This window comes from Rubrivivax benzoatilyticus JA2 = ATCC BAA-35 (assembly GCF_000190375.1).
Lineage (GTDB): Bacteria > Pseudomonadota > Gammaproteobacteria > Burkholderiales > Burkholderiaceae_C > Rubrivivax > Rubrivivax benzoatilyticus.
The window spans coordinates 1-16,554 of sequence record NZ_AEWG01000094.1; the positions used below are offsets into that span (position 1 = coordinate 1).

A 16,554-nucleotide genomic window follows, 5' to 3' on the forward strand; every position below is an offset into this window, starting at 1 on the left:
GTGGACGGCCAGCGCTGGTGGCTGGAGTTCCACGACCGGCTGCCGCGGCCGGTACTGTTCGAGACCCTGCTGGCCTGGCTGGCGGTGCTGTCGGCGCTGGTGTTCGGCGCGCTGCTGCTGTCCGCGCGTTATGTCGCGCGGCCGATCCGGCGCCTGGCCGACGAGATCGCGCGCCAGCGCGCGCCGCTGGCGCCGATCGCCGAGCACGGCCGCGGCAGCGAGGAGCTGCGTTCGCTGGCGGCTTCGTTCAACTCGCTGGTGCGGGTCGCCGAGGCCGGGCGGCAGACGCGCCAGAACCTGCTGGCCGGCCTGTCGCACGACCTGCGCACGCCGCTGGCGCGGCTGCGCCTGCGCGCCGAGACCCAGTGCGAGCCGGCGGTGGCCGACGCGCTGGTCGCCGACCTGGGCTCGCTGGAGCGCATCGTCGACCAGTTCCTGGCCTACGTGCAGCTCGAACGTGCCGAGGCCGTGGGCCGCGCCGCGCCGCTGGCGCGCAGCGTCGAGGACGTGGTGCGCCGCCATGTCGAGCACGGCGACCCGGTGGAGGCCCGGATCGCGCCGATCGACTGGCCGGTGGCCGACCTGGCGGTGCAGCGGCTGGTCGGCAACCTCGTCGACAACGCGCTGGCCTACGGCCGCGCGCCGGTGCGTGTCGAGCTCGTCGAGCACGAGGGCGGGGCGCTGCTGCGTGTGCTCGACCACGGCCACGGCATGAGCGCCGCCGAGTTCGAGCTGGCGCGCCAGCCCTTCGTGCGCCTGTCGCCGGCGCGCAGCGGCCAGGGCCATTGCGGGCTGGGGCTGGCGATCGCCGCCGAGATCGTGCGCCAGTGGGGCGGCGAGCTGCGCCTGGCGCCGGCCGGCGCGACGACCGGCATCGAGGCGACGATCCCGCGGCGCTGACGGCGCCACCGCGCAACACGGCGTCATCGACGGCCCGATTCGGCACGCTGTTCGGCGCATCACGCCGGCCCGGTGCGGCCGACGATGCGCAGCGTGGCGGGCCGATGCCGCCGCCCAAGGAAACCCCATGACCCGAACCATCCCCCCGGCCGTCCCGTCGGACGAGCCTGCCCCGTCAGCCCCGGCCGCGGCCGCCGACGACGAGGCGGCGCTGGCCGCGCTGCTCGACGCCTTCCGCAACGGCCGCAGCCCGGCCGCGCGCATCGCCGGCCGTCTGCGCCGCGTGCTGGCCGAGGGCGGCGACACGCCATCGCCCCCGCCGCGCCCCGGCGGCACGCGTCCGTCCTAGACTTGCGGCCCCCGGCCCACGAGGCCGGCATGGAGCCGCGATGGGTGCACCCGAATCCCTTGAATCCCCCGATCTCGACCCGCAGGAAACGCGGGAATGGCTGGAAGCGCTGCAGGCGGTCGTCGCCGACGCCGGGCCCGAGCGCGGCCTGTACCTGCTCGAGCAGCTCGAGCGCCAGGCGCAGCAGCTGGGCGTCGTGCCGCACGTGCCGCCGTATTCGGCCTACCGCAACACGATCCCGCTGGAGCGCCAGGGCGCCTATCCGGGCGATCTGCGGCTGGAGGAGCGGCTGCTCGCCGTGCTGCGCTGGAACGCGCTGGCGATGGTCGTGCGCGCCAACGAGGCCTACGGCGAGCTCGGCGGTCACATCGCCAGTTATGCCTCGGCCGCCGAGATCTTCGAGGCCGGCTTCAACCACTTCTTCCGCGGCAGCGCCGACGGCCAGTCGGGCGACCTCGTCTTCTTCCAGCCGCACTCGGCGCCGGGCATCTACGCCCGCGCCTTCCTCGAAGGGCGCTTGAGCGAGCAGCAGCTCGCCAACTACCGCCAGGAGATCGCCGGCCCGGGCCTGTGCTCGTACCCGCACCCCTGGCTGATGCCCGAGTTCTGGCAGTTCCCCACCGGCTCGATGGGCCTGGGGCCGCTGAACGCCGTCTGGCAGGCGCGTTTCATGCGCTACCTGCAGGCGCGCGGGCTGCTGCAGACCGAGGGCCGGCGCGTCTGGGGCGTGTTCGGCGACGGCGAGATGGACGAGCCCGAGTCGATCGCCGGCCTGACGCTGGCCGCGCGCGAGCAGCTCGACAACCTGTGTTTCGTCGTCAACTGCAACCTGCAGCGCCTGGACGGCCCGGTGCGCGGCAACGGCCAGATCATCCAGGAGCTGGAGTCGCTGTTCAAAGGCGCCGGCTGGAACGTCGTCAAGGTGCTGTGGGGCAGCGACTGGGACGCGCTGTTCGCGCGTGACACGCAGCACGTGCTGCTGAAGGCGCTGGCCGCCACCGTCGACGGCCAGTACCAGACGCTGGGTGCCAACGACGGCGCCTACAACATCGAGCACTTCTTCCGCGTGAACCCCGAAGTGCAGCGGCTGGTGGCGCACATGAGCCCGGCCGAGATCGACGCCTTGAAACGCGGCGGCCACGACCTGCGCAAGCTGCACGCCGCCTTCGCCGCCGCCCAGGCGCACCGCGGCCGGCCGACCGTCATCCTGGCCAAGACCAAGAAGGGCTACGGCATGGGCGGCGCCGGCGAGAGCCGCATGACGGCGCACCAGGCCAAGAAGCTCGACGTCGAGGCGCTGAAGGCCTTCCGCGACCGCTTCGCGCTGCCGCTGGACGACGCCGACGTCGCGGCGCTGAAGTTCTACAAGCCGGCCGACGACAGCCCCGAGTTGCGTTACCTGCGCGAGCGCCGCGCCGCGCTCGGCGGGCCGCTGCCGCGGCGCAACCCCGCCGCGCCGGTGCTGCCGGTGCCGCCGCTGGCGGCCTGGGGCAGCTTCGCGCTGGACGCCGACGGCAAGGAGATGAGCACGACGATGGCCGCCGTGCGCCTGCTCGGCGGCCTGCTGAAGGACCCGGTGCTGGGCCCGCGTGTCGTGCCCATCGTCGCCGACGAGGCGCGCACCTTCGGCATGGCCAGCCTGTTCCGCCAGATCGGCATCTACGCGCCGGGCGGCCAGCGCTACGAGCCCGAGGACGCGGCCTCGATGCTGTACTACCGCGAGTCGGCCGACGGCCAGCTGCTGGAGGAAGGCATCAACGAAGCCGGCGCGATGAGCTCGTGGATCGCCGCGGCGACGAGCTACGCGGTGCACGGGCTGCCGATGCTGCCGGTCTACATCTACTACTCGATGTTCGGCTTCCAGCGTGTCGGCGACCTGATCTGGGCCGCCGCCGACCAGCGTGCGCGCGGTTTCCTGTTCGGCGCCACCGCCGGGCGCACGACGCTGGGCGGCGAAGGCCTGCAGCACCAGGACGGCTCCAGCCTCGTCGTCGCCGCCACCGTGCCGACCTGCCGCGCCTGGGACCCGGCGCACGCCGGCGAGCTGGCGGTGATCCTGGAGCATGGCCTGCAGCGCATGCTGGTCGAGCAGCACGACGAGTTCCACTACGTCACGCTGACCAACGAGAACGTCGCGATGCCCAGCCTGCCCGAGGGCGTGCGCGACGACCTGCTGCGCGGGCTGTACCGGCTGGAGACGCACGGCGACGGCCCGGTGCGGCTGCGGCTGGTCGGCTCGGGCGCGATCCTGCGCGAGGTGCAGGCGGCGGCGCGAACGCTGGCCGCCGAGCACGGCCTGGCCTGCGAGGTCTTCAGCGCCACCAGCTTCTCGGAGCTGGCGCGCGAGGCGACCGAATGCCGGCGGCTGGACCGCGTCGAACCGCTGGCCGAGCCGCGTGTCTCGCACGTCGAGCGCCTGCTGGCCGGCGACGCGCCGGTGGTCGCGGCCACCGACTACGTGCGCGCCTGGCCGCAGCTGATCGCCGAGTACGTCGACGCGCGCTACGTCACGCTGGGCACCGACGGCTTCGGGCGCAGCGACACGCGGCGGCGGCTGCGCGAGTTCTTCGAGGTCGACGCCGCGAGCATCGTGCAGGCGGCGCTGCAGGCGCTGAGGACGCCGCGGCGGCGCTGAAAAACGACGACGCCCGGGTCGCGGCCCGGGCGTCGTCTGCCGGAACCGGGCCTCGCGGGGCCCGGCCGGCCTTACAGCCCCTGCGGGGTCAGCGCGTAGGGCAGCAGCGGAACCAGGCTGATGGCGAGAATCGCCAGCAGGGCCAGCCGGTCCAGCTGGCGCAGTTCGGTCTCTTTGGCAATGGCAGTTTCGTGACGCATGGCAGTTTCTCCGACGGTAGTGAAGAGGGACGCTAGAGCAGACAAACGCGCCGGTCATTTGGTGACTGCGCAGTCACGAACTATACCTAGCGTTCCTGTCGGGTTCTCGGCGCCCTCTCTTTCCCGTTGGTGGTGTGCGGGTATCGGGCCTGATGCCGCGTGGCCCGCCGTTCCTGGGAAAGCGAGCTGTTGCACGAGGCTCTTGCGGGAACCTCGGCAAACCGTGCTATAGTGGCGGGCTTACGCCGCCGGTGTAGCTCAGTTGGTAGAGCAGCGCATTCGTAATGCGAAGGTCGGGAGTTCGACTCTCTTCACCGGCACCAGACAGCAAAAGGGCCTGGCTTTCAGCCAGGCCCTTTTTGTTTGTCTCGGGCCTCGGCGGCGCGGGGTCAGCGCAGCTCGTCGAGCAGGGCCAGGCCGCCGTCGCGGGCGGCGCTGCGTGCCGCGTCCAGCGTGCGCAGCGTGGCCGCGACGTTCATCGCGTTCGGATAGCGCCGGGCGACGAAGGCGCGCAGCAGACGGTCGGTCGACGCGTCGTAGACCTCGACGGCGTAGCTCAGCGAGCCCGACAGCGTGCCCTGCTCGTTGTTGGCGCTCTTGATCGTGTTGCGGATCAGCCCCAGCGGCAGCAGCTTGGTCAGCGTCGCCAGCACCGGCGTGTTCTTCTCGAAGCCGGTCAGCGTGACACGCACCGCCAGCGTGCGCGGGCCCGGCCGTGCGACCAGCGTGTAGCGGCGGCCGAGCGCCGCCGCGAACGAGGACTGCAGCGCCGCCAGCACCTCGCGCTTGTCGTCGTCGCTGGCGTCGTGAAAGCCGGCATCGTGCCCGGCGTACAGCGCCACCGGCGTCAGCATCACCTGCGAGTAGTCGGCCCAGCGCGTGTCGGGCGCGCGGTAGGACAGCGGCTGGCGCGTGTCGGCAAGGCCGTCGCCGGGGGCGAGTTCGGCGGCCGAGGCCAGCGCCGCGTGCGGCGGCACGACCGCCCGGCTGGCGCAGCCGGCCATGGCGGCGGTGGCGGCCAGCACGGCCAGCACGCCGAGCGAACGTGCGCTGCGGCGCAGGACAGGGCTGTGGGTCATCGTCGGGGTGGGCGCTGCGGCGCGCGCCGCAGTCTGCCCCGCTCCCGTGACCGCCGCGTGGCCGGCGTTCAGACCTTGCGCACGACGACGCTGCCGATCGAGTAGCCGGCGCCGAACGAGCAGATCACGCCCAGGTGCCCCGGGGCGAGGTCGGCGCGATGCTCGTGGAAGGCGATGATCGAACCGGCCGACGCGGTGTTGGCGTATTCGTCCAGGATCAGCGGCGCGATGTCGCCGCCGACCTCGTGGTCGACCAGCTTCTTCAGCACCAGCTGGTTCATGCCGACGTTGGCCTGGTGCAGCCAGAAGCGGCGCACCGCCGTCGGCTCGTGGCCCAACGCGGCCAGGTGCGCGGCGATGTGCGCCGCGGCCATCGGCACGACTTCCTTGAAGACCTTGCGGCCTTCCTGGCGGAACTTCTTGTCGCGCGCGTCGGGGTCGGTGTCCTCGGCCGAGTTCATGAAGCCGAAGTTGTTGCGGATGGCGTTGGAGAACTTCGTCGCCAGCTTCGTGCCCAGCACCTCCCAGCAGTCGGCCGAGGTGGCGGTGTCGGCGGCCTCGACGACGAGCGCGGTGCAGACGTCGCCGAAGATGAAGTGGCAGTCGCGGTCGCGCCACTCGATGTGCGCCGAGGTGATCTCCGGGTTGACGACGAGCACGCAGCGCGCGCTGCCCGACTTCACCGCGTTGACCGCCTGCTCGAGCGCGAAGGTCGCCGACGAGCAGGCGACGTTCATGTCGAAGCCGTAGCCGCCGGCGCCGATCGCGTTCTGGATCTCGATGGCCATCGCCGGGTAGGCGCGCTGCATGTTCGACGCGGCACACAGCAGCATGTCGACGTCGGCGCCGGTCTTGCCGGCCGCGGCCAGCGCCTGGCGCGCGGCGTCGGCGCCGATCTCGGCCATCAGCGACAGCTGCTCGTCGGGCCGAGGCTCGAAGCGCGGGAACATGCGCGCCGGGTCCAGCACGCCGTCCTTCACCAGCACGTAGCGCTGCTTGATGCCCGAGGCCTTCTCGATGAACTCGACGCTGGACGAGGCCATCGGCTGGCGCTCGCCGGCGGCGATGGCCTCGGCGTGGCGTTCGTTCTGCAGCTCGGCGTAGCGGTTGTAGGCCTCGACCAGCTCGGCATTGCTGATGACGTGGGGCGGGCGGTACAGGCCGGTGCCGCTGATGACGACTCGGGTCATGGGTGTGTGACGGGGTGATGAACGGGCAAACGCGCCAGTGTAGAGCGTAGGCACCGCCCCGGTGCGTCCTGGCGCTGGAGTGCACGCTCCAGAACGGCGCCGGCGTGGCGCCGGCGGCTCACGCGACGCTCAGTGCCCGGCGCCCAGCCCCAGCGTCTGCAGCAGGAACACCATCTGCATCGCACGCAGCGTGGCCACCGCCTCGCGCGAAGCCGCGCCGCCGTGGCCGCTGTCGCCGCTCTCGTGGAACAGCACCGGGTTGCCACGCTGCCGCAAGGCCTCGGCGAAGCGGCGCGCGTGGCCGGGGTGCACGCGGTCGTCCGAGCTGGAGGTGCTCACCAGCATCGGCGGGTAGGCGACGCCGTCGCGTACCGCGTGCAGCGGCGAGAACGCGGCCAGCGCGGCGCGGTCGCCCGGGTCGCGCGGGTCACCGTATTCGTCGATCCAGACGGCACCGGTCAGCAGCTCGTGGAAACGCAGCATGTCGGTCAGCGGCACGTCGGCCAGCACCGCGCCCCAGAGCTCGGGGCGCTGCGTGGCGGCGGCCGCGGCCAGCAGGCCGCCGTTGGAAGCGCCGACGAAACCCAGCCGGCGCTGCCGCGCCCAGCCGCGGCGCACCAGGTCCTCGGCCACGGCGACCAGATCCTCGACACCGCGCAGGCGTTCGCGGCGCTGCGCGGCGCGGTGCCAGGCCGGGCCGTACTCGCCGCCGCCGCGGATGTTGGCCAGCACGTACAGGCCGCCGGCGGCCAGCACCGGGCGCACGAAGTCGGTGTGGAACTCGGCGTTCAGGAAGGTCGGCAGCATCGACACGCCGAAGCCGCCGTAGGCGCTGAGCAATGCGGCATGGCGACCATCGGCGCGGGCCGCACGCGGGCGCACCAGGTAGTAGGGCACGCGCGTGCCGTCGCGGCTGGTGGCGAAGAATTGCTCGACGACGTGGCGCCGGGTGTCGAAGGCGGCTTCGTCGCGGCCCAGCAGCGTGGTGCCGCCGGGGCCGCGCAGCGTGGTCTCGGGCGCGCGCAGCAGCGACTCGGTCTTGACCAGCGCCGCCGACGGCGCCGCTTCGCCCGACAGCAGCCGCACCGCGGCGTGCTCCGGCAGCGGCTGGCGCTGCAGCGTCCAGCCGCGCGCGCCGCGCGTGGCGCGGAAGAGCCGGCCGCTGACGTCGTGCATCACGCCCAGCCACAGCGCGTCCTCGGCCACCGCGAGGTGGAACACCGGGTCGACGGCGTCGTGCGCGCCGGGCACGAAGATCGGCTCGATGGCGCCGTCGTGGCCGGGCAGCGGCAGCGCCAGCAGGCTGCCGGCGGGCCAGGTGCCGCCCGGGTGGGCCAGCGGCTGCGCCGTCATCGCCACCAGGCGCTCGCCGACGATGCCGGCCAGGCCGCGGTAGCGCACCAGGTCCACCGGCGGCTGCCAGCGTGTCGCGCCGCGCACCGGGTCGACCCACCACCACGACGGCGCGCCGGCGGCGCGGTGCCAGACCTCGGCGGCGAACAGCGTGCCGCCGGCGTGGCGGAAGTTGTGCGGGATGTAGAGCACCGCGTCGGCCGGCGCGTCGAACACGAGGCGTGCCTCGGCCAGCGCCGTGCCGCGGCGCCAGACGCGTGCCTGGCGCGCATAGCCGGCTTCGCTGATCGTGCCGGGGCCGAAGTCGGCGGCCACCAGCAGCGTGTCGGCGTCGATCCAGTGCGCGTAGTGGCGCGCCGGCGAGTCGATGCGGAAACCGCTGTCGACGAAGGCGCCGCTGCGCAGGTCGACCTCGCGCAGCACCGTGCGGTCGCCGCCGTCGGCCGACAGGTGCACGATGCAGCGCGGCCCGATGCTCGTGTCGCACATCGGGTTCATCCACCACAGCGGGAACTTCCAGCGCACGCCGTCGCGGCTCGCGATCTCGTCGAAGTCCAGCACGGTGTGCCAGCCGGGGCCGACGATGGCGCGTGCGGCGTCGCTGGCGGCGAACACCTGCCAGCGGCCCAGCGGGTGCGTGCCGTCGGTGGCCAGCCGGTGCACCAGGCTGCCGTTGAGGTACTCGTCGTGCTGCGAGGCCGCGCCCTGGGCCAGGAAACCCTGGCGCTGGGCCTCGAAACGCGGGTCCTTCTGCAGCCGGCGCGTGCTCTCGTCGTTGCGTGCGGCGATCCAGGCGCGTGTCGCCGTGGCGGCCGATTCTTCCAGCCAGAGATCGGGGTCCTCGGCGGCGGCCGCCGCCAGCGGCAGCAGCAGCGCGGCGAGCAGCCAGCGGCGCAGGCGCTTCATCGTGCCGCCTCGCCGCGCAGCCAGGCCGCCGCGTCGTCCAGCGCGCGCGCCGCGGTCGGCGACCACGACACCGCTTCCAGGAAGCTGTGCGTCGTGCCGGCGTGGCGCTGCAGCGCGACCTCGACGCCGGCGGCACGCAGCCGCGCGGCCAGCGCCAGGCTGCCGTCGCGCAGCACGTCGCACTCGGCGACGACCAGCGCGCAGCGCGGCAGGCCGTGCAGCGCGGCGTGCAGCGGCATCGCCAGCGGGTCGGCGCGCCGGCCGTCCTCGCCCAGGTACTGGCGCCAGAAGAAACGCATCTCCTCGCGGCCCAGCGTGTAGCGTGGGCCGTCGAAGCGGGCGAAGGACTCGCTGCCGTCGTCGTCGCTGTAGACGCCGTAGTTCAGCAGCAGCGCGTCGGGGCCGGTGGCGCCGTCGTCGCGCAATCGCAGCGCGGCGGCCAGCGCGAGGTTGGCGCCGGCCGAGTCGCCGCCCAGCGCCAGCCGCGTGGCGTCCAGCCCCAGCACGCCGGCCTGCGCATGAGCCCAGCGCCAGGCGGCCACCGTCTGCTCCAGCGCGACCGGGAAACGCGCCTCGGGCGAGCGGGTGTAGTCGACGCCGACGACGACCCGGCCCGAACGTGCGGCCAGCTCGCGCATCAGCCGGTCGTGTGTCTCCAGGCTGAAGAAGACCCAGCCGCCGCCGTGCAGGTACAGCAGCGCGGGCAGGGCGCTGCCCTGCGCCGGGCGGTACAGCCGCAGCCGCAGCGGCCCGTGCGCCTCGTGCCCGGGCACGGCGATGCGCTGTTCGTCGACCTGCACCATCACGGGGCCGCCGGCGGCCAGCGGTGCGCGCACCGCCTCGACGATGCGGCGCGCCTCGTCCAGGCCGACGCCGTCCAGCGGCGGGTGCGCGGCATAGCGTTCGGCCAGCGTGGTCTGGAACTGGCGGATGTCGGGCAGCAGGTCGTCGGTCATCGAGGGCGGGGTTGCGGGGTGTCGGCCGAGACTAGGCCCGGCCGATGGCCGGCGCTGTCGGCCACGGGTCAGCGACTGTCGCGATCAGGCCGCGCCCGGATGGACCACCTTGCCCGGTTCTTGCAAAGTGTCACCCATGCTGAGCAGCCGTGACCTCGAATGGGTGCCGCGCCCGGTGGTGGCGCTGGCCGACGAATACCCCGCGCGTTTCGTCGACCCGCGCCACAGCCATGCGCGCGCGCAACTGCTTTACGCGGCCGCCGGCGTGATGTCGGTCGTCACCGACGACGCCAGCTTCGTGATCCCGCCGCAGCGTGCGATCTGGATGCCGGCCGGCGTCTTCCACGAGGTCACCTGCCGCAGCGCCGTCTCGGTGCGCACGCTCTATGTCGAGGCGGACGACCGCCTGCCCGGCGACTGCCGCGTGCTCGAGGTCAGCGAGCTGCTGCGTGCGCTGATCCTCGAGGCGATGACGCTGCCGCGCGAATACGACCACGCCGGGCGCGACGGCCGCATCGTGCAGCTGATCCTCGACAGCATCGCCGCGCCGGCAGGCAGCCGGCTGTGCGCGCCGATGCCGCACGACGCGCGGCTGCGCCAGGTCTGCCAGGCGCTGATCGAGGACCCGACGCGCAACGATTCGCTGGACGACTGGGCCGAGCGCGCCTGCATGAGCCGGCGCACCTTCACGCGCGCCTTTCGCGAGCAGACCGGCATGAGCCTGGCCGAGTGGCGCCAGCACGTGCGCCTGCTGGAGGCGCTGGCGCGCCTGGCCTGCGGCCAGCCGGTGACGACGATCGCCTTCGACGTCGGCTACGAAAGCCCCAGCGCCTTCACCGCCGCCTTCCAGCGCGCCTTCGGCGTGCCGCCCAGCCGCTACCTGCGCTGACTGGCCCGCGCGCCGCGAAAGCCGGCCCGCGCGCAAGAGCCGCCGCTGTGCACGCGCCCTAGGCTGGCGCGATGAGCTCCCATGCCTTCGACGCGCGCAGCCCGCAGGACTTCGCCGACCTCGTGCAGGCCCATCCGCTGGCCTGGATCTGCAGCCTGGGGGCCGACGGCCCGCGCGCGACGCCGCTGCCGCTGCTGGTGCAGCTGGACGCCGACGGCCGGCCGCGCGCCGTCGAAGGCCACTTCGCACGCGCCAACCCGCAGCTGCAGGCGCTGCAGCGCGACCCGCTGGCGCTGGTGCTGTGGCTGGGCGCGCAAGGCTACGTCTCGCCGTCGTGGATGCAGGACCGCACGCAGGCGCCGAGCTGGAACTACGCCAGCGCCCAGTGCCTCGTGCGCGTGCAGTTCCTCGGCGACGAGGCTCTGCACCACCATCTGGAGACGCTGTCGCGCCACCACGAAGCCGGCCGCCCCTGCGCCTGGGCCACGGCCGAGATGGGGCCGCGGCTGCACGAGCTGGCACGGCGGGTCGTCGGCTTCCGCGCCGAGGTCGTCGAGCTGCGCCAGCGCTACAAGCTGGGCCAGGACGAGCGCGACGACGTCTACGCCGACATCCTGACCGGCCTGCACGCGCAGGGCGACGGCGAGCTGCAGCAATGGATGCGGCGCCTGAACCCGGGGCGCGGCCCGCGCGCGACAGTCGATGACCCGGCCGCCGGGGACGGCGGCGGCGCTGCGACCTAAGGTCGATCCCGGCCCATCACCCAACGCTTCGCCACGCCGCCATGCCCAAGACGACTTCCCGCACCTTCCGCCGCCGCGCCCTGCGGCGCGGCCTCGGCCTGTCCTCGCTGCTCGCGATGCAGATCGCCGCCGCCCAGAGCGCCGCGCCTGCGCCGGCCGCCACCGCCTCCGACGCCGCGGCCGCCGACGGCGGCCAGGAGCGCATCCAGATCATCGGCAAACGCGCCAAGCAGGCGCGCGACATCGCCGGCGCCGTGTCCGCCGTCGGCGGCGAGCAGCTCGAGGCCACCGGCGCGCAGAGCCTGGCCGACTACATCGAGCGTGTGCCCGGCGTCGTCTTCAACAACTACCAGCCCGGCGTCTCGCACGTCGTCGTGCGCGGCATCGCCACCAGCTCGGGCAACGTGCAGGGCCAGGCGACCACCGGCTACTACCTCAACGAGGTGCCGCTGACCGAGCCCGGCTGGACCATCGCCGTGCCCGACGTCGACGCCTTCGACCTCGCGCGTGTCGAGGTGCTGCGCGGGCCGCAGGGCACGCTGTTCGGCTCGTCGTCGATGGGCGGCGCGGTGCAGTACGTCGCCAACACCGCCGACGCCAGCGGCTTCGACGCCGCGCTGCAGGGCACCGTCAGCCGCACGCGCAACGCCGACACCGCCTGGAGCGGCAAGGCGATGCTGAACCTGCCGGTCAAGGAGGACGTGTTCGCGGTGCGCGGCGTCGTCCAGTACCGCAAGGATCCGGGCTGGCTGGACAACGTCGGCACCGGCCAGGACGGCTCGAACACGACGACGCTGTCCGGCGGCCGCTTCTCGGCCGTGCTGACACCCTCGCGCGACACCAAGCTGAGCTGGCTGAGCCTGGTGCAGGACACCGACTCCGACGACAACGCCTACCGCATCCAGGGCCTGGGCGAGCTGCAGCGCAACACCGCCATCTCCGAGTACACCGACACCCGTGTCGCCGTGCACAGCCTGCGCCTGGACCAGGACCTGGGCACCACGCGCCTGACGGCCATCGCCGCGCACCAGGACAAGCAGCAGGACTGGCGCTTCGACTACACGCCTGTGCGCGCCGCCTACAACGCCGACCTGGACCTGAACCTCACGTCGCCGCTGTACATCGAGTCCGGCGGCAAGAGCCGCGGCGACAGCCTGGAAGTGCGCCTGGCCTCGGCGCCCGGCGGCACGCTGGACTGGGTCGTCGGCGCGATGTATTTCGACACCGACAAGGACCTGTACGAGCGCATCGGCGCCGCCGGCGCGGCCGCGGCCTTCGACAACTCCTCGCTCTACGGCCCGGGCGCCGGTGCCGTCATCGCGCCCGACGGCGAGATCTTCAACGCCTACTACACCAAGGTGAAGGGGCGCGAGACCGCGCTCTTCGGCGAGGCCACCTGGGCCTTCGCGCCGCAGTGGAAGCTCACCGGCGGCGGCCGGCTGTTCCGCACCAAGGCCGAGTACGACCAGACCAGCGTGGGCTTCTCCACCTACCCGGGCGGCCCGGTGCGCAGCAGCTCCGAGGTCTCGGAGAGCGGCTTCAACCCCAAGCTGTCGCTGGCTTACGAGGCCAGCCGCGACCTGATGGTCTACGCGCTGGCTTCCGAGGGCTACCGCTTCGGCACGCCCAACGTGCAGGGGCTCAGCAGCCACCCGGTGCCCGCCGGTTCGAAGAGCGACTCGCTGCGCAACTACGAGCTCGGCCTGCGCTCGCGCTGGGCCGACGGCCGGGTGCTCGTCGACGCGACGCTGTTCCACATCGACTGGAGCGACATCCAGCTGCGCCTGCAGACGCCGGACTACATCAACTACGCCACCAACGGCGGCAAGGCGACGAGCGACGGCATCGAGCTGTCCACACGCTGGCGCCCGAACCAGCAGTTCGACTGGCAGGCGACCGTCACCTGGCAGAAGGCGCGGCTGCGCGACGACCTGTTCATCCTCTGGTCGGGCACGGCGCCTTCGGGCTCGCGCCTGCCGGGTTCGTCGGACTGGACCGTCAGCAACCTCGTCAACTGGCAGTTCGGCGGCGACCACGCACCGCTGCTGACGCTGTCGCACCAGTTCGTCTCGGGCGGCTACAGCGACCTGGAGTCCTCGGTGCCGGGCGCCACGAAACACCGCCAGGGCAACTACAACCAGTTCGACGCCCGGCTGCGCCTGAGCTTCGGCCACACCGACCTGACGCTGTTCGGCACCAACCTCACCGACAAGCGAGGCGTCACGCGCACCGTGGCCGAGGCCAACGGTGTCGGCGAGGCGGTGCTGCGGCCGCGCACGTTCGGGGTCACGGCGAACTGGCACTTCTGACCGCGGGGTGCCGGGGATGGCGCGCCGGCGCATCGGCTGCGACGATGCAGCCGATGAGCGAGCCGACCGTCACGCCTCCCCGAGCGCCCCGCCTGCGCGATCGTTACGCTTGCCTCGACGACGCGCAGCACCGTGCGCTCGATGCGCGCCTGGCGGCCGCCGAGGATGCACGCTGGCAGGGCTTCTACGCCGACCGCACGCGTGCACGTCCGTTCTTCGTCGAGACGCCCGACGAGAACCTCGTCGACTGGCTGCAGCGCGGGCTGATCGCGCCGCCGGGACGGGCGCTGGACGTCGGCTGCGGCAACGGGCGCAACGCGGTCTGGCTGGCCGGGCAGGGTTTCGAGGTGCACGGCGTGGACCTGTCGGCGCAGGCGCTGGACTGGGCCGGCGAGCTCGCCCGCCAGCGCGGCGTCGCGCTGGCGCTGCAGCAGGGCTCGGTCTTCGATCGGGCGCCGGCGCCCGCCAGCCTGGACCTGGCCTACGACTCGGGCTGCTTCCACCACCTCGCGCCGCACCGCCGTGCGGCCTACGTCACGCTGCTGGCGCGTGTGCTGCGCCCCGGCGGCCGGCTGGGCCTGGTCTGCTTCGGCCCCGGTGCCGGCTGCGGCTGGGACGACGACGAGGTCTACCGCCGCGGCTCGCTCGGTGGCGGGCTGGACTACACCGAAGCCGAGCTGCTCGCGTTCTGGGGCCGGGACTTCGAGATCGTCGAGTTGCGTCGCATGCGTGCGATGTCGGACGGTGACGAACGCTTCGGGCTCGACGGGCTGTGGGCGATGCTGGCGCGTCTCAAGCCAAGCCGGTGATCGACTCCCTGAAGCGCTTGAGCGAGATGCCGAACAGCACCGTGCCGATCGCCGCGATCGCCAGCAGCTGCGGCCAGACGACGTCCAGCCCGGCACCGCGGTAGAGCACCGCCTGCGCGGCGGCGACGAAGTGCGTCGTCGGCGCCGCCAGCATCACGTCCTGCACCAGCGCCGGCATGCTCTCGCGCGGCGTCACGCCGCCGGACAGCAGCTGCAGCGGCAGCAGCACCAGCACCAGCAGCATGCCGAAGCGCGGCATCGAACGCGCCAGCGTCGCCAGGAAGATGCCCAGCGAGGTGGTGGCGAACAGGTGCAGCGCCGCGGCCAGCAGGAACACCGCGATCGAGCCTTCGACCGGCACCTGCAGCACCCGCTGCACGACGAAAGCCAGCGAGAACCAGGCCGCGCCCAGCACCACCAGCCCCATAGCCCAGACCTTGGCGACCATGATCTGCGCCGGCGTCACCGGCATCACCAGCAGGTGCTCCAGCGTGCCGTGCTCGCGCTCGCGCAGCAGCGCCGCGCCGGTGAGGATGATCGACAGCATCGTGACGTTGTTGATCAGCTCCATCAGCGAGCCGAACCACATCGACTCCAGGTTCGGGTTGAAGCGCATGCGCATCGCCAGGTCGACGCCGGTGGCCGCGCCGCCGCGCTGGCGGGCGACGAACTCGGCGACCTCGGCGGCGACGATCTGCTGCACGTGGCCGCCGCCGGTGAAGGCCTGGCTGATGCGCGTGGCGTCGATGTTGAGCTGGATCGCCGGCTGGCGCCCGGCGAGCACGTCGCGCTGGAAGCCCGGCGGGATGTCGAGCACGAAGGTGGTGCTGCCGCGGTCCAGCGCCGGGTCGACCTCGGCGATCGTCAGCGGCACCGGCGGGCGGAACTGCGGCGGGTAGAAGGCCTGCGTGATGCGCTGCGACAGCGGCGAGTCGTCCTCGTCGACGATGGCGATGGTGGCGTTGTGCAGCGGCTCGGGCATCGCGGTGGCCGCGGCGTAGATCGCCATCGTGAAGCAGTAGGCGATCAGCACCAGCATCATCGGGTCGCGCAGCAGGCTCCAGAACTCCTTGATGCCCAGGCGGTAGACGGTGGCGAACCAGGCTTTGTTCATCACCGCTCCTGCTTCTTCAGCAGCACCAGGGCCAGCCCCAGCACCACCGGCACGGTGACGGCCAGCGCCCAGTACGACGGCGCCAGGTCGGCCACGTCCAGCCCCTTGGCGAAGATGCCGCGGCTGATCGTCAGGAAGTGCGTCGCCGGGTAGACGCTGCCGATCGCGCGGCCCAGGCCTTCGAGCGAGCTCGTCGGGTGGATCAGGCCGGAGAACTGCACCGCCGGCAGCACGGTGCCGATGATGGTGACGAACATCGCCGCGATCTGCGTGCGCGTGAAGGTCGACGCCAGCAGCCCGAAGCCGGTGGCGATGACGACGAACAGCAGCGCCGCCAGCGCCAGCGACACGAAGCTGCCGGTGATCGGCACGCCGAAGACGGTGACCGCCAGCACGCACATCAGCACGAAGTTCAGCATCGCCAGCAGCACGTAGGGCAGCTGCTTGCCGAGCAGGAACTCGGCGCGTGTGACCGGCGTGACGTAGAGGTTGACGATCGAGCCCAGCTCCTTCTCGCGCACCACCGACAGCGCGGCCAGCATCGCCGGGATCATCAGCAGCAGCAGCGGGATCACCGCCGGCACCATCGCCGGCAGGCTGCGCACGTCGGGGTTGTAGCGGTAGCGCAGCTCGATCGAGCTCGGCGCGGCCAGCGTCGCGCCCAGGCGCTCGCGGGCCTGGGTCGCCAACCACTGGCGGTGCATGGCCTGCACGTAGCCGCGCACGGTCTCGGCGCGTGTCGGCATCGCGCCGTCGACCCACACGCCCAGCGTCGGCGTGCGCCCGCGCAGCAGGTCGCGTTCGAAGCCGGGCGGGATCTCGACGGCCAGCGCGATCTCGCCGGCGCGCATGCGGCGGTCCATGTCGTCATGGCCGGCCAGCGGCGGTTTCTCGATGAAGTAGCGGCTGCCGGCGATCTGCAGCGCGTAGTCGTGGCTGAGCACGGTGTCGTCGCCGTCGAGCACGGCGAACGGCAGGTCCTCGACGTCCATGCTGATGCCGTAACCGACGATGAACATCAGGATCGCCGTGCCCAGCAGCGCCAGCGTCGCGCGCACCGGGTCGCGGCGCAGCTCCAGCGCCTCGCGCGAGCTGTAGCTCAGCAGCCGTCGCAGGCTGAAC

General features: G+C 72.7%; 14 protein-coding genes and 1 tRNA gene. 8 read left to right on the forward strand and 7 right to left on the reverse strand.

The features are described from left to right. The 3 genes from RBXJA2T_RS11070 to mdeB all read left to right on the forward strand — a co-directional run. The coding region (locus RBXJA2T_RS11070) for an ATP-binding protein (protein WP_138938848.1) at positions 1–900 on the forward strand (900 nt) is incomplete at its 5' end. Between the two features lie 127 nt (positions 901–1,027). Then, positions 1,028–1,249 carry a hypothetical protein gene (locus RBXJA2T_RS11075; RefSeq protein ID WP_009857460.1) on the forward strand — a complete coding sequence of 74 codons (222 nt, stop codon included), beginning with the start codon at positions 1,028–1,030 and terminating at the stop codon, positions 1,247–1,249. Between the two features lie 40 nt (positions 1,250–1,289). Then, a complete protein-coding gene (gene mdeB / locus RBXJA2T_RS11080; protein WP_009857461.1) occupies positions 1,290–3,884 on the forward strand; it encodes an alpha-ketoglutarate dehydrogenase in 2,595 nt (864 codons plus the stop codon). Between the two features lie 71 nt (positions 3,885–3,955). Here the strand turns inward: mdeB and RBXJA2T_RS20880 are convergent, their stop codons facing one another. Then, positions 3,956–4,084 carry a hypothetical protein gene (locus RBXJA2T_RS20880; protein WP_009857462.1) on the reverse strand — a complete coding sequence of 43 codons (129 nt, stop codon included), beginning with the start codon at positions 4,082–4,084 and terminating at the stop codon, positions 3,956–3,958. A 247-nt stretch (positions 4,085–4,331) separates the two neighbouring features. Here RBXJA2T_RS20880 and RBXJA2T_RS11085 point away from each other — a divergent pair. Further along, positions 4,332–4,407: transfer RNA gene (locus RBXJA2T_RS11085), tRNA-Thr, on the forward strand. A 66-nt stretch (positions 4,408–4,473) separates the two neighbouring features. Here the strand turns inward: RBXJA2T_RS11085 and RBXJA2T_RS11090 are convergent. From RBXJA2T_RS11090 to RBXJA2T_RS11105, 4 genes are all read right to left on the reverse strand, one after another. Further along, entirely contained in the window at positions 4,474–5,163 is a 690-nt protein-coding gene (locus RBXJA2T_RS11090; protein WP_009857463.1) for a DUF3313 domain-containing protein, read from the reverse strand. A gap of 68 nt (positions 5,164–5,231) precedes the next feature. Then, a complete protein-coding gene (locus RBXJA2T_RS11095) occupies positions 5,232–6,353 on the reverse strand; it encodes a beta-ketoacyl-ACP synthase III (protein WP_009857464.1) in 1,122 nt (373 codons plus the stop codon). 129 nt (positions 6,354–6,482) lie between these two features. Continuing rightward, complete coding sequence (locus RBXJA2T_RS11100; RefSeq protein WP_138938849.1) at positions 6,483–8,612, reverse strand: prolyl oligopeptidase family serine peptidase; 2,130 nt, start codon at positions 8,610–8,612, stop codon at positions 6,483–6,485. After that, on the reverse strand, positions 8,609–9,568 hold the full coding sequence (locus RBXJA2T_RS11105) for an alpha/beta hydrolase (RefSeq protein WP_009857466.1): 960 nt from the start codon (positions 9,566–9,568) through the stop codon (positions 8,609–8,611). Before RBXJA2T_RS11105 ends, RBXJA2T_RS11100 begins: the two co-directional genes overlap by 4 nt. A 136-nt stretch (positions 9,569–9,704) precedes the next feature. Here RBXJA2T_RS11105 and RBXJA2T_RS11110 point away from each other — a divergent pair, with 136 nt between their 5' ends. The 4 genes from RBXJA2T_RS11110 to RBXJA2T_RS11125 all read left to right on the forward strand — a co-directional run bounded on the left by RBXJA2T_RS11110 (position 9,705) and on the right by RBXJA2T_RS11125 (position 14,318). Continuing rightward, the gene (locus RBXJA2T_RS11110; protein ID WP_009857467.1) at positions 9,705–10,457 is read left to right on the forward strand and encodes an AraC family transcriptional regulator; all 753 of its coding nucleotides are present in this window, start codon (positions 9,705–9,707) and stop codon (positions 10,455–10,457) included. Positions 10,458–10,528: 71 nt separating this feature from the next. Beyond that, a complete protein-coding gene (locus RBXJA2T_RS11115; protein ID WP_009857468.1) occupies positions 10,529–11,200 on the forward strand; it encodes an FMN-binding negative transcriptional regulator in 672 nt (223 codons plus the stop codon). A gap of 41 nt (positions 11,201–11,241) precedes the next feature. Continuing rightward, positions 11,242–13,509 (forward strand): TonB-dependent receptor, encoded by a 2,268-nt coding sequence (locus RBXJA2T_RS11120; RefSeq protein ID WP_009857469.1) that lies wholly within the window; start codon positions 11,242–11,244, stop codon positions 13,507–13,509. A 53-nt stretch (positions 13,510–13,562) separates the two neighbouring features. Next, positions 13,563–14,318: a class I SAM-dependent methyltransferase gene (locus RBXJA2T_RS11125; RefSeq protein ID WP_009857470.1), complete on the forward strand. Its 756-nt coding sequence runs from the start codon at positions 13,563–13,565 to the stop codon at positions 14,316–14,318. Here RBXJA2T_RS11125 and RBXJA2T_RS11130 read toward each other — a convergent pair. Together RBXJA2T_RS11130 and RBXJA2T_RS11135 are read right to left on the reverse strand one after the other, a co-directional pair. Continuing rightward, positions 14,302–15,432 (reverse strand): ABC transporter permease, encoded by a 1,131-nt coding sequence (locus tag RBXJA2T_RS11130; protein ID WP_009857471.1) that lies wholly within the window; start codon positions 15,430–15,432, stop codon positions 14,302–14,304. The genes RBXJA2T_RS11125 and RBXJA2T_RS11130 overlap by 17 nt on opposite strands. Continuing rightward, positions 15,432–16,554 (reverse strand): ABC transporter permease (locus RBXJA2T_RS11135; protein ID WP_009857472.1); only part of this gene is annotated, 1,123 nt, incomplete at its 5' end. The genes RBXJA2T_RS11135 and RBXJA2T_RS11130, both read right to left, overlap by 1 nt.

Bases quoted from the DNA above. Each gene is read 5' to 3' on its own strand.
- RBXJA2T_RS11075 (WP_009857460.1), top strand. From the start codon at position 1,028: ATGACCCGAACCATCCCCCCGGCCGTCCCGTCGGACGAGCCTGCCCCG.
- mdeB (WP_009857461.1), top strand. From the start codon at position 1,290: ATGGGTGCACCCGAATCCCTTGAATCCCCCGATCTCGACCCGCAGGAA.
- RBXJA2T_RS20880 (WP_009857462.1), bottom strand. From the start codon at position 4,084: ATGCGTCACGAAACTGCCATTGCCAAAGAGACCGAACTGCGCCAGCTG.
- RBXJA2T_RS11090 (WP_009857463.1), bottom strand. From the start codon at position 5,163: ATGACCCACAGCCCTGTCCTGCGCCGCAGCGCACGTTCGCTCGGCGTG.
- RBXJA2T_RS11095 (WP_009857464.1), bottom strand. From the start codon at position 6,353: ATGACCCGAGTCGTCATCAGCGGCACCGGCCTGTACCGCCCGCCCCAC.
- RBXJA2T_RS11100 (WP_138938849.1), bottom strand. From the start codon at position 8,612: ATGAAGCGCCTGCGCCGCTGGCTGCTCGCCGCGCTGCTGCTGCCGCTG.
- RBXJA2T_RS11105 (WP_009857466.1), bottom strand. From the start codon at position 9,568: ATGACCGACGACCTGCTGCCCGACATCCGCCAGTTCCAGACCACGCTG.
- RBXJA2T_RS11110 (WP_009857467.1), top strand. From the start codon at position 9,705: ATGCTGAGCAGCCGTGACCTCGAATGGGTGCCGCGCCCGGTGGTGGCG.
- RBXJA2T_RS11115 (WP_009857468.1), top strand. From the start codon at position 10,529: ATGAGCTCCCATGCCTTCGACGCGCGCAGCCCGCAGGACTTCGCCGAC.
- RBXJA2T_RS11120 (WP_009857469.1), top strand. From the start codon at position 11,242: ATGCCCAAGACGACTTCCCGCACCTTCCGCCGCCGCGCCCTGCGGCGC.
- RBXJA2T_RS11125 (WP_009857470.1), top strand. From the start codon at position 13,563: ATGAGCGAGCCGACCGTCACGCCTCCCCGAGCGCCCCGCCTGCGCGAT.
- RBXJA2T_RS11130 (WP_009857471.1), bottom strand. From the start codon at position 15,432: ATGAACAAAGCCTGGTTCGCCACCGTCTACCGCCTGGGCATCAAGGAG.